Origin of the sequence: Pseudoalteromonas aquimarina (assembly GCF_049257255.1) — a bacterium.
Lineage (GTDB): Bacteria > Pseudomonadota > Gammaproteobacteria > Enterobacterales > Alteromonadaceae > Pseudoalteromonas.
The window spans coordinates 152,742-165,355 of sequence record NZ_JBMMUG010000006.1 but is presented as its reverse complement, the minus strand read 5'-3'; the positions used below and the strand labels follow the sequence as shown (position 1 = coordinate 165,355).

Sequence of the window (12,614 nt, the reverse complement as noted above, 5' to 3'; positions counted from 1 at the left end):
TGGTTATAATTTAAATTGCCCTAGGGCGAGTTTTAACTTTTCGGTAATCTGCACTATGTGATTGGCTTCTGCCGCAGTGCTTTGAGCTGAGCCTAAACTGTGCTTGGCAAGTTGGCTGATTTCTTCACTATGTGCAACGACATTAAGTGTATTACTGGTTTGTAAACTAGCTTGTTCCATAATGGCTGCACCAGAATGATCTATTGATGTCATATCATGTTCGGCATTGGCTAAAATATCGCGAGTTTGATTAGCTTGCGATACTCCTTGTTCCATCTTATCAACACTGTTTTGCATTTTTTGTTGGGTATCTTTCGCTGCTATTTGCAAGGTACTAACTATGGTGTGAATTTCTTGCGTTTGTTGTTGAGTGCGCGCAGCAAGCGTTCTAACTTCGTCAGCCACAACGGCAAAGCCTCGACCTTGCTCTCCAGCGCGCGCTGCTTCAATTGCGGCATTAAGTGCCAGTAAGTTGGTTTGATCTGCAATTTCACTGATTGCGACACTTACATTACTAATGTTTTGCGTATCTTCCGCGAGTTTGTTAAGTGCGGCTTGGCTTTCTTTAAAATCGAGTTGTAACTCTGCCATATGCTGGCTCAAATTTAAGGTGTTGTGACTGCCTTGTTGCACATGAACACTGGCTTCTTTAGCAAGTGTTTGGGCATCCGTGGCTTGTTGCTCAACAGCTTGTGCTGAATTGCTCATTTCATTGAGTTGATGGGCAATTTCCGCAATTTTTTGTTCTTGTTGCATCGCATCTTGTTGGCTTGCATCACTGGCATTTGCTAAAAGTGATGTTGCTTGATTGAGTTCAAGTGCAGCTTGCTGCGATTGTTCAACAAGTGCTGAAAATTGTGTCAGCATAAAGTTAATTTGATGGCCTATGTCAGCTAATTCATCTTCGCTTTCAAGGTCAATTTTGATGTTTAGTGCGCCATTAGCGGCTTGCTCTACTGTCGTTGAAAGCTTGCTTAATGTGCGCACAACAGCAAAGTAGAATCCAGTTACTAAGTAAAGCGCTAATGCAATAAAGCTAACAGAAGCAATCAAAACACTAGTACGGATCAGTTGCGCACTCGACATCTGCTTTGTCACAGTGTCTTTTAGTTGTGGCAGTAGCGTATCGGTAAACTCTTTTAGTGCTGAAATGGTTTGTTGGTTTAAAGAGTTAAACGCAATTGTTGATAGTGCGATGCTATCAGGGTCGAGTACTTGAGTTTTTATGGTTTGCTGATATTTAGAAAGCGCTTTTTTTGTGTTTTCTAAAGAGTTTTGCAATGCTGTTTTTGTTTCTTTGTTATGGCGCATCGCAACTAACACTTTATTTTCTAAATTGGTAACTAAGCGCGGTAGCGCTTTGGTTTGATTTGATAATTGGATAAACGTATCAGGTGTAAAACTTCCCTCATTTAATACTGTTTGAGTAGCTTGTTTTACTGCATAAACATTGGTTACCAGTAGTGGGAAATCCTCAACTATGGCACGGTTTAGAAAGTTACTTGCTAAGTTGTTATCGGTTGCAAGTTGGCTTTGGATTGATATTTCAGTAAGGGCTTCAGATGGACTATTTGCACGAACATTAAAGTCGTTTTTCGCCGAATAACTAAGCTCATTGTTTATGATTGCATTCAGTAAAGGGATGTAATTTTTAACTCCTGTTAGTTCTTTTTGGTGCTGAGAAATTTGATGATTAAGTTGTAAATTTAGGAATAGCAAACTAATCGCAAGTGGAATTATTAATACGCAGACGACAGTAATAATTTTGGTTGAGTAATTCAGTTTTCCCATCAAATTAATGGCAGGAAGAATAAAGCGATTAGGCTGAGACATAAACTCGCATCCTTTAGCGTTGGGGAAGTTAACCTGAGCTCAAGTTAATTAGTTTTAAGTCTATAAGAAGAACGAGTTTTTGCTGTTTTTTATTCAAAAAAAAACCACGCTTTTGCGTGGTTTTAAAATTAATGAATTAGGTTTTGCTTAAAGTTTAGCAAATGCACGCTCTGCAGCTGCGATAGTTGCTTCAATTTCAGCATCACCGTGTGCTGTTGAAACAAAGCCTGCTTCAAACGCACTTGGTGCAAGATAAACACCTTCATCAAGCATTAAGTGGAAGAACTTTTTAAAGCGTTCTAAATCACATTCTGTTGCTTGCTGGTAAGTGGTTACTGTTTCTTCAGATGTAAAGAAGAAGCCGTACATGCCGCCAGCGTAGTTAGTAGTGAGCTCAATACCGGCTTTTTCAGCCGCTGCTTTAAAGCCTTCACAAATACGCTTACTTTTCGCTTCAAGCTCGTCGTGAAGACCGTCAACATCTAATAGCTCAAGAGCTTTTAAACCAGCAGCCATAGCAATTGGGTTACCTGAAAGCGTACCCGCTTGATAAACAGGGCCAATTGGTGCGATGTAATCCATGATTTCAGTTTTACCACCAAAAGCACCTACTGGCATGCCGCCGCCGATTACTTTACCTAAACAAGTTAGGTCTGGCGTGATGTTGTAATATGCTTGTGCACCACCTTTTGCAACGCGGAAGCCAGTCATTACTTCATCAAAAATAAGTACTGATTTGTATTCGTCACAAACGGCGCGTAATCCTTCTAAGAAGCCTTCAACTGGTGGGATACAGTTCATATTACCTGCAACAGGCTCAACGATGATACACGCGATATCATCACCAAATTTTGCGAAGATTTCTTTTACTTCATCAAGTTTGTTGAACGAGACAGTAAGCGTGTGCTTGGCAAAGTCTTCAGGAATACCCGGTGAATTTGGTACGCCCATAGTCAGTGCGCCAGAACCCGCTTTTACCAAGAGTGAATCAGCGTGACCGTGGTAGCAACCTTCAAACTTTAAGATTTTATCTTTGCCGGTAAAACCACGTGCTAGGCGAATAGCACTCATGGTGGCTTCAGTTCCTGAGCTAACCATGCGTACTTTTTCGATTGATGGTACTAGTGCTTTTACTTTTTCGGCCATTAAAATTTCAGCTTCAGTAGGCGCGCCGTAGCTTAAACCGTTTTCAACGGCTTCAAGCACTGCTTGCTTAATTTCACTGTGATTATGGCCTAAAATCATTGGGCCCCAAGAGCCAACATAGTCAATGTACTTGTTATTGTCGGCGTCATACGTAAATGCACCTTCAGCTTTAGTGATAAAGCGTGGTGTGCCACCTACACCATTAAATGCGCGCACTGGTGAGTTAACACCACCTGGGATAGAGGCTTGTGCTCTATCAAATAAATCTTGGCTAATTGTCATAATTTGTTCCAGCTAAGGGTTAGGTATTTTGCTTACGGCTAAACCATGGCACTTCGGTTTCATATTTGTCGACGAGACCGTCAACACCTAGCGTTAATGCAAACAGCGCCATACGTACCAGTACACCATTTTGTACTTGACGGAAAATCGCTAGGTTATCGTTACTGTTTAAGTCGTTATCAAGCTCATTGGCATCACCACGGCTGTCACGCGGTAGTGGGTGCATCAATACTGAGTTAGGTTTGCAGTGGGCGTCATAAATTGCTTGGCTGATACGGAAACCACCGCGGTATTTATTTGCTTCTTCTTGCGATGGGAAGCGCTCTTCTTGAATACGTGTTTGATACACGATATCAGCAGCAAGGTTGCCTTCCATTTGGCTCACGATATCAACTTGGTGACCAGCATTAGTGACTGCATCAACAATGTAATCTGGCATTTGCAGACCATCAGGGGCAACAAGTGAAAACTTGATATCCTTGTAGTGACATAAAAGCTTTGATAGCGAATGTACGGTACGGCCGTATTTTAAATCACCTACAAGGGCAATGTGCATGCCGTCAACTTTACGGTCAAAACGGGCAAGTTCTTTATCAATCGTTAATAAATCAAGTAACGCTTGTGTTGGGTGTTCATTCGGACCGTCGCCACCATTAAGAACAGGTACTGTCGAACCGCTAGCAAACTCAGAAACTGAGTGCGCATCTGGGTGACGCATTGCAACGGCATCAGCGTATGATGAAATTACGCGAGCAGTATCATAAAGTGACTCACCTTTTGCTAGCGCAGAAGATTGCATTCCCGTTGTTTCACGAACGAGTCCGCCGAGTAAATTAAATGCTGTACCAAAACTTACACGAGTTCGCGTGCTTGGCTCGAAAAATAAATTCGCAAGAATGGCACCTTCAAGTACCTTTGTGCGTTTTTGCTTTTTCGCATACGGTTCCATTTTTCGAGCAACATCGAAAATGGTTTCAATCGCATCGCGGTTTAACTCATTTACAGACAGAATATGTTGGCCAACAAAGTTTGACATGATTTAGGTCCTGAGCAGTTGTTTTCGGGCGCTAATATAGCAGATTTTTTAAAAACTTGGTTTCATTACTGCTAAGATCACAATCGCTAGCAATATTAAAACAGGTAATTCATTGAAAATGCGATAAAACCTATCGCTTCGTTTGTTTCTATCATGCTTAAAATCAGCAAGTAATTTAAAGCAATAGCCATGATAGATATAAAGCAGTAGTACCAGCTTCAGTTTAATGTGAAGCCAAATACTTAATTTTACCCACTCCATACCGTACATATGCATAAGGGCAATACCAAACACACCTGTTAAAACAGCAAATGGGGTAACAAAAAACAGCAGACGACGTTCCATAATTTTAAGCATGGCGCTATTGCTGCGTTCCTCTGTCATTGCGTGATAAACAAATAAACGGGGAAGGTAAAATATGCCTGCAAACCAAGCCACCATAAAAAAGATATGTAGTGCTTTTATTAGTAAAAGGGTATTCATTATTGTTAGGTCCTAAAGCAGTGCATTGCGGATCATTAAAATCTGGCGAATATCGTCCCAGCGAATAATGCCTAAAATATCATTGTCTTTTAGCTGATCATATACGTAGATAACACCAGAACGGTTGTCTCTGAGTATTTCAAAGGCATCACCTAAAGTGGCTTGACTCGATACGCCTTGCATTTCAATGTAGCGAATAGTAACGCTTTCTTCTGCGGTTAAGTTCAAGTCATATTCAGCTAGGCGATAGCCATTTTCTTCGTCAAAGACAATTAATGGAGTTTGGGCATCAGCCGCATCTAAAGATTCTGCGATAAGCGATTTATCATCGCTGTAAAGTAAATTGAATTTATCACTCATCTCAACCAACACCCCAACTTTTTGCAGTGCTTCAACCGCTGGTGATACTTGATATTTTAAACCCTGGAAATCCAGCTGTTGCAAAAAGATAGAGCGGTTTCCAAAACCTTGAAGTGCTGTTAAATAAGCAGACACAATCACTAACATGGCTGGCACGATAATAGTCGGACTCGCGGTTAGCTCCATTACTGTCATCAGTGCTGCAAGTGGCGCATTTAAAGTGGCTGCCAATAAACCCGCCATGCCAAGTACAGCGTAGGTGCCAGTAATATTTACTTCAGGATTTATAAAGTGCGCAAAATAACTCATTAATGAGCCCAAGATAACGCCTAATCCAATGACGGGGCCAATAATTCCGCCTGGGATACCTAAACCTAATGCAAATAAGGTTGCTAATAGCTTAGCAATTAAAATGGTGGTCAGTAGTTGCACTTGTTCAGGTGAACTCACGGCAATATCAATGGCGCTCATGCCAGAACCCATTGCTTGTGGCACTAAGTAGCCAATCGCGCCAGTAATAATGCCTGCCAAGATTAAACGCGGGAACATATTTACCGATTTAAACGTGCGAATTATTAGCATCAAGTTTTTGTTAAAACCATAAGCGACTGCACCGAGCACAATGCCACAAACAATTAAATATGGGTAATGCCAAGGCGGAATAGACTCAACTTGAATCAGCGCCAGCTCAGAGTCTGAGCCAAATACAAACTGCGTAGTAATCGCACCTGTTACCGATGCAAGAATAACCGGCACGAAAATATGTACTTTATATTCTCTAAGCACGACTTCCATTACAAAAATAACCGCGGCAAGCGGCGTATTAAATGAAGCGGATATACCAGCTGCTACACCACAACCAGTTAAGGTACGCATTGCGTTATAAGGTAGGTGTAAATAACTGGCAATAACACTGGCACCTGCGGCACCCATGTGAACGGAAGGACCTTCTCGCCCAACCGAAAAGCCACTAATTAATGCAATCGCACCACCAACAAATTGGTTTACCGCATTCCAAATCGGCATTTGCCCATAATTTTGTTTAATGCGGTGAATAACGTAGGGAATACCTAGGCGATAATGCTTAAAACCAGTTAGGTAAGCGAAAGTTGCAATAAATACTGCGGCGAGAATTGGTAATATTAATCTTTCAGTTTCAGGAAGTTGAGTGAAGTTATCGTATTCGCTAATAAAGCCGCTTTGGCCAATTAATACCACTAAGCGAAACATAATAATCAACATCGCAGCAACAAGACCGGCAAGAACACCAAGTAACGCTAATTGAATACTCGATTTAGGACGAGCCACGACCCTACGTAAGGTCGCCAAATTATTAGTTACTTTTTGGCTAAATGTCATGCGCTTGTTGTCGGAAATTCAGTGGGTTAATAGTGCTCTAATTATAACAGCATAATAGTAATAAAAAATAAGATAATTTACCCAATAGTTAATGATCTAACGCAATAAAATGGTTTAGATACATAACGACTTAATTAGTACAAAAGGCGATAGCGCTAAACTTGATTAAATTGGTCAGGTATTAGATAATTCGCCCATTCATATAGATGGGTCGAAGTATGTCTGATCAATTACCAATTAAATTTAGCGACAAAGCTGCAGATAAAGTTAAGCAGCTTATCGAGGAAGAAGAAAACCCAGCATTAAAATTACGTGTATATGTAACAGGTGGTGGGTGTTCAGGTTTCCAATATGGTTTTACATTTGATGAGAAAACCAATCCGGGTGACCTAGAAATAGAGAAAAGCGGTGTAACTCTTGTGGTTGATCCTATGAGTTTGCAGTACTTAGTTGACGGTGAAGTTGACTATACCGAAGGTTTAGAAGGTTCTCGTTTCTTCGTAAATAACCCTAATGCAACAACTACATGTGGTTGTGGAGCATCGTTTAGTGTTTAACTAAATGGGTTTACAAACTAAATTTAAAAATGCCACTTTTACAGTGGCATTTTTGTTTTTAGGCTCTGGGCAATAAAATGAAGTAAATATGTTGAAGATGTTACATTTTTTAACTTACATATACTGTTGAGAAAGATTATCATCTATTGAGAAATTGCTGCCTATATGTGCTGGAGAAGGGAATGCACCTATTCAAAAAACTGAGTACTCAGCTCAACGAAAAACCTTACATTATTGCTGTGTTTATAACGATTTTTATTATTTTGTGGATGATGTCGGGTGGCTCAAACGCAAGCGAACAATCGACAGAAAAAAAAGAGCAACGCATTGCTAAGGTGAAAGTAGAAACCCTTTATGCCAAGCCAATTAATCGCTCGCTTCAACTTTATGGTCGCACTGAACCAAATAAAGTTGCCCGTGTTGCTGCACGCCAAGAAGGTGAAGTAATTGAAATTTTGGTAAAAGAAGGCCAATTCGTTGAGCGTGGTACGGTGATTCTTAAATTGGATAAATCTGATTTAGACCAACAGATCACAGCTGCTAAAGCCTCTTTAGCGCAAAGTGAAGTTGAATATCAAGGTGCGTTAAAACTCAAGCAAAAAGGCTTAAATGATCAATCAGCATTAGCAAGAGCAAAAGCGAGTCTTGAGCAAGCAAAAGCTAACTTAGCTAATTTAGAGCTTTCGTTAGCACGCACCGAAATTCGTGCACCATTTTCAGGAGTAATTAACCAGCGTTTAGTTGAACTAGGTGATTACTTAGGCCGTGGCGACCCAATTTTAGAGCTAGCAGATTTAAACCCTTTAATTGTGCGCGCTAACGTTACGCAAAAAGAAGTGATGGGGCTAAAAGTAGGGCAAGACGTCTCTGGTTTATTTATTAATAATAAAACGTACTCAGGTAAAATTCGTTATATTGCATCTGTCGCTGATGACAATACGAATACATTTAAAATTGAAGCCGCATTTGAAAACCCAAATATGCAATATCGTGCAGGATTTTCAACCCAACTTGATATTACCTATGATGAAGTGAAGGCGATTCATTTAAGTCCTGCATTTATGGCGCTTGATGAAGATGGCAATATCGGCGTAAAAACGGTTGATAGTGAAAACCGTGTTGTGTTCTCCCAAATTGATGTTGTTAAATCAGAAGCATCCGGTGTGTGGATGGCAGGGCTTGGCGACAAAGCAAATGTGATTACTTTAGGGCAAGGATTTGTGCGCATTGGTGACACCGTTGAGCCGGTTTTTGCTACAGAGCAAGAGTAGAGGTTATCTATGCGTACCCTGATTGATGCCTCATTAAGTCGTACCCGTACGGTATTATCAATTTTTATATTGTTAATTATTTCTGGCTGGGTGACTTATAAAAACATTCCAAAAGAAGCAAATCCAGATGTAACCATTCCGTTTATTTATGTGTCGATAGTGCACGATGGTATTTCGCCTGAAGATGCCGAGCGTCTATTGGTTCGTCCCATGGAAATTGAACTGCGTGCTATAGAAGGTGTGAAGGAAATGACCGCTGTGGCAAGCGAGGGTCATGCTTCTGTTACGCTTGAATTTTTTGCTGGTACTGATCCCAAAGAGGCACTTGCCGATGTGCGCGATAAAGTGTCACTGGCAAAAGCTAAGTTGCCTTCAGAAACTGAAGAGCCAGAAGTACACGAAGTGCTGATGGAAGATCAGCAGCCAACGATTACTTTAACACTGTCAGGCGATATTCCTGAACGCGGATTACTGACCATTGCACGTAATTTAAAAGACGAACTTGAATCAATTTCGAGCGTGCTTGAAGTGGAAATTGGTGGTGAGCGAGAAGATATGGTTGAGATTGTTGTCGATCCACTTCTAATGGAATCGTATGGCCTTGACCAAAATGATATTTATAGCTTATTAACAAATAATAACCGCTTAGTGGCAGCGGGCACACTCGATACAGGTAAAGGCCGTTTTGCGGTAAAAATCCCTTCCGTTTTTGAAACCATTCAAGATGTTATGGAACAACCGGTTAAAGTGTCGGGCGATAAAGTTGTGCGCTTTATGGATGTAGCGCAAATTAGGCGTTCTTATAAAGATCCAAACTCAATTGCTCGTATTAATGGTCAACAAGCCGTATCACTGGAAGTTAAAAAACGTGCTGGTGAAAATATTATCGACACGGTTGATCAAGTAAAAGCCAAAGTAGAAGAAAGCAAAGCAATTTGGCCGAATCATATTAAGGTGACTTACACCGGTGATATGAGTAAAGACGTAAAAGACATGCTTTCAGACTTACAAAATAATGTACTTTCTGCCGTACTTTTAGTGGTGATTGTGATTATTGCGATTCTTGGCACGCGCTCAGCATTTTTAGTGGGTGTAGCAATTCCAGGCTCTTTCTTAACGGGTATTTTAGTGATTGCGATTTTTGGCTTAACCGTCAACATCGTTGTGCTTTTTGCTTTAATTATGGCTGTGGGCATGTTGGTAGATGGTGCCATCGTAGTGAGTGAATTTGCTGATCGCATGATGAGTGAAGGCATGCCGCGTAAAAAAGCCTATGCGGTTGCTGCTAAACGCATGGCATGGCCAATTATTGCTTCAACCGCCACTACCTTAGCTGCATTCGCGCCGCTAATTTTCTGGCCGGGTATGATGGGTGAGTTTATGAAATACTTACCAATCACTCTAATAGCGACATTGTCTGCATCACTTGTGATGGCGTTAGTGTTTGTACCGACTATTGGTAGCCTGATTGGGAAAGTGCGCCCGCTTACAGCTGAGCAAAAGCAAAATTTATTGGTAGCAGAAGAAGGCAATTTAACACAGTTGCAAGGTGTGACAGGGCGTTATGTACGTTTACTAGACCGTGCAATTAAACGCCCATTACTAAGTTTATTTGCTGCAATCGGTTTTTCAATATTGGTATTTATTGCTTACGGTTTTTCAGGTTTGGGTATGGAATTCTTCCCAGATGTTGAACCTAATGGTATTAATTTAAAAGTACGCAGTTACGGTGATTTGTCGATTTATGAAAAAGACCAAATCATGAAAGATATTGAGCAACGTATTTTACCTGTTGAAGGCATTAAAACGCTCTATTCTCGCTCTGGCGGCAAGGACATTGTAGGTTCACTTCGTATGAATCTAAAAGACTGGGATGAGCGCCGTCCGGCTGATCAAATTATTGAAGAAGTGTTAGGTAATACATCAGATTTAGCTGGCGTCGAAATTGAAATTCGCAAGGATGAAAACGGCCCTGGAGGGGGTAAGGATTTATCAATTGAACTCAGTTCTAAATTCCCAGATGCACTTAATGAAGAAGCGCGTCGAATTCGTAATGCGATAGAAAATGATGGTGCGTTTATTAATGTCGATGATTCAGGTTCAAAACCAGGCATTGAGTGGCAATTGAAACTTAACCGTGCAGATGCTGCGCGTTTTGGTGCGGATGCAACCATGCTTGGTGCCAATGTTCAAATGGTGACAAATGGCCTTAAACTTGGTGAATACCGCCCTGATGATGTGGACGATGAAATTGATATTCGCGTTCGCTTTCCAGCAGATAAACGTGATTTAGGCAGACTTGAAACATTGCGTGTTAAAACACAACATGGCCAAGTGCCCATAACTCATTTCATTGAGCGAAAAGCGGTGCAAAAAGTCGATACTATCAACCGTGTTGATAGTCATCGCGTTGTAACGGTAAATGCAGATGTTAAAGCGGGGGAGCAGCTTTCTAAGGCGTTACCTCGTTTGCAGGCGCAATTAGAAGCGCAAGGCTTAGATCCGCGTGTAAAACTTAAAGTGCGCGGTGAAAATGAAGAGCAAGATGAATCGATGGTGTTCTTAGAAAAAGCCTTTTTAGTGGCGCTTTTTGTGATGGGCATTATTTTAGTTACCCAGTTTAATAGCTTCTATCAAGCCATGCTTATTTTAAGTGCGGTTCTTTTCTCAACCGTAGGTGTGTTCTTGGGGCTTATCATTCTGCAGCAACCTTTTGGTATTGTGATGTCAGGTATCGGTGTTATTTCACTAGCGGGAATTGTGGTGAACAATAATATTGTATTAATTGATACCTATAATGTACTTCGCAAGCAGGGCATGGCGCAACATGAAGCAATACTTCGTACAGGGGCACAGCGTTTAAGACCTGTGTTACTTACAACGGTAACCACTATTTTGGGTTTAATGCCTATGGTGCTTCAGGTCAATATAGACTTATTTAACCGTGAGATTGCATTTGGTGCACCATCTACGCAATGGTGGGTGCAACTCTCAACTGCTGTTGCAGGAGGGTTGGCGTTTGCTACTGTGCTTACTTTGGTTTTAACACCTTGTTTATTAGCACTTCGAAAAAAGCCTGTTAAATACCACGAAGCTGAAATTGTGGAGCACAAACTAGCAAGCTAATTTAGCGAATTGAAAATACATATACCCAAGTCACCTGAAGATACTTTATTTCAGCAAGAGATAAAAAGCATTTAGACAAGGCATTGATTGCAGGGAATGGTGTTCCCTTTTCAAGATCAATAAAGACAATGTGCTCCTGCATTGTCACCTTGTAGGGCAACGCGGTATAAATGCTTTTTAACCTTGCCCTTTAGGAGCTTCACAGCACATTCAATCCTACGTTGTGTTAATTTGAAAGGTACCTACATTCCTTCATTAACACGCCTTGACTTGAAAGCGCTGTGATAGCTCTGAAGCATGCATCTTCAGGTGGCTTGGGTATATAACTAAAAAAGAGCATCATTTGATGCTCTTTTTTTGTCAGTTCGTTTTTGTGATATGTAGCATTAAGGTGAAAAAGCCTAAAATGATGCAACTTAAGGCCAAAATATAGAAAAACCCTTTCTTGCCTTGTTTTAAAGGGATGTTGTTCACTTTTAAAAAGTAATACCACGCAAAGCACAATAGAATAGGGAGTATAAAAAACAGTCTAATCATATAGATGAATACTTAGTTATTGTTTTAATAGGGTATAGCAAAAAACTCAATGCTGCCAGTAGGGGAAATTGTTGCTTACTAAAAGCTAGTTAATAAGGGTTATATAGAAAAATATTAATACTAAATTTTTATGCACTTTTAATAATTACTTATATTAAATATTTCTGTTTTTTGCATTTAGTCGCTATTCTTTGTGGATTAACCGCAAACTTTATAGGGCAATTACTCAAAATAGGTAGAATGCCTTAACTAAAATTTATACTAGATATTGTATATTTTAATCAATATTCTAAGTGTGGTTTTGTTTGGTAGATAAAAAAAGTATTTCCAATCATCAATAGGAGAAGTAATCATGATGGGGAAAACGGTTGCATCTGAAGAGAATTCGCGCCTAACACAATGGCTTAAAGTCAAACGCCAAGAGAAAGGCCACACTATGCGCAGCCTTGCACAGGTACTTGGTACACCGCATTCATTTGTTGGTAAAATTGAAAATCAAGAGCGTCGATTAGACGTAGTTGAATTTATTCGTTACTGCCAAGCGCTTGAAATTGACCCAATTGAAGGCTTAACTATTTTAAAAAGTGAATAATCATTCACTTTAATAAAATAGATTTTAATGAT

10 protein-coding genes are annotated in these 12,614 nt (G+C 40.4%); 4 read left to right on the top strand and 6 right to left on the bottom strand.

The features are described 5' to 3' along the window. Positions 1 to 3 precede the first annotated feature (3 nt). The 5 genes from AAEU29_RS15925 to AAEU29_RS15905 all read right to left on the bottom strand — a co-directional run bounded on the left by AAEU29_RS15925 (position 4) and on the right by AAEU29_RS15905 (position 6,499). Positions 4 to 1,833 (bottom strand): methyl-accepting chemotaxis protein, encoded by a 1,830-nt coding sequence (locus AAEU29_RS15925; RefSeq protein WP_421974229.1) that lies wholly within the window; start codon positions 1,831 to 1,833, stop codon positions 4 to 6. 147 nt (positions 1,834 to 1,980) lie between these two features. Continuing rightward, complete coding sequence (gene hemL, locus AAEU29_RS15920; RefSeq protein ID WP_421974228.1) at positions 1,981 to 3,261, bottom strand: glutamate-1-semialdehyde 2,1-aminomutase; 1,281 nt, start codon at positions 3,259 to 3,261, stop codon at positions 1,981 to 1,983. A 19-nt stretch (positions 3,262 to 3,280) separates the two neighbouring features. Next, positions 3,281 to 4,297, bottom strand: a complete 1,017-nt coding sequence (locus AAEU29_RS15915; RefSeq protein WP_372770992.1) for an aspartate carbamoyltransferase — start codon at positions 4,295 to 4,297, stop codon at positions 3,281 to 3,283. Between the two features lie 48 nt (positions 4,298 to 4,345). Next, a complete protein-coding gene (locus AAEU29_RS15910; protein WP_274760992.1) occupies positions 4,346 to 4,780 on the bottom strand; it encodes a CopD family protein in 435 nt (144 codons plus the stop codon). Between the two features lie 12 nt (positions 4,781 to 4,792). Continuing rightward, entirely contained in the window at positions 4,793 to 6,499 is a 1,707-nt protein-coding gene (locus AAEU29_RS15905) for a chloride channel protein (protein ID WP_421974227.1), read from the bottom strand. A 218-nt stretch (positions 6,500 to 6,717) separates the two neighbouring features. On the opposite strand from AAEU29_RS15905, the gene erpA reads away from it, so the two are divergent. The 3 genes from erpA to AAEU29_RS15890 all read left to right on the top strand — a co-directional run bounded on the left by erpA (position 6,718) and on the right by AAEU29_RS15890 (position 11,453). Next, positions 6,718 to 7,056, top strand: a complete 339-nt coding sequence (gene erpA / locus AAEU29_RS15900; RefSeq protein WP_038642748.1) for an iron-sulfur cluster insertion protein ErpA — start codon at positions 6,718 to 6,720, stop codon at positions 7,054 to 7,056. A 182-nt stretch (positions 7,057 to 7,238) separates the two neighbouring features. After that, positions 7,239 to 8,327 carry an efflux RND transporter periplasmic adaptor subunit gene (locus AAEU29_RS15895; protein WP_421974226.1) on the top strand — a complete coding sequence of 363 codons (1,089 nt, stop codon included), beginning with the start codon at positions 7,239 to 7,241 and terminating at the stop codon, positions 8,325 to 8,327. A gap of 9 nt (positions 8,328 to 8,336) precedes the next feature. Further along, positions 8,337 to 11,453 (top strand): efflux RND transporter permease subunit, encoded by a 3,117-nt coding sequence (locus tag AAEU29_RS15890; RefSeq protein WP_421974225.1) that lies wholly within the window; start codon positions 8,337 to 8,339, stop codon positions 11,451 to 11,453. A 1-nt stretch (position 11,454) separates the two neighbouring features. On the opposite strand, the gene AAEU29_RS15885 is transcribed toward AAEU29_RS15890, so the two are convergent. Beyond that, positions 11,455 to 11,595: a hypothetical protein gene (locus AAEU29_RS15885; RefSeq protein WP_421974224.1), complete on the bottom strand. Its 141-nt coding sequence runs from the start codon at positions 11,593 to 11,595 to the stop codon at positions 11,455 to 11,457. Positions 11,596 to 12,342: 747 nt separating this feature from the next. Between AAEU29_RS15885 and AAEU29_RS15880 the strand changes: the two genes are divergently transcribed. Beyond that, the gene (locus AAEU29_RS15880; RefSeq protein ID WP_038642742.1) at positions 12,343 to 12,582 is read left to right on the top strand and encodes a helix-turn-helix domain-containing protein; all 240 of its coding nucleotides are present in this window, start codon (positions 12,343 to 12,345) and stop codon (positions 12,580 to 12,582) included. Positions 12,583 to 12,614: the final 32 nt, after the last annotated feature.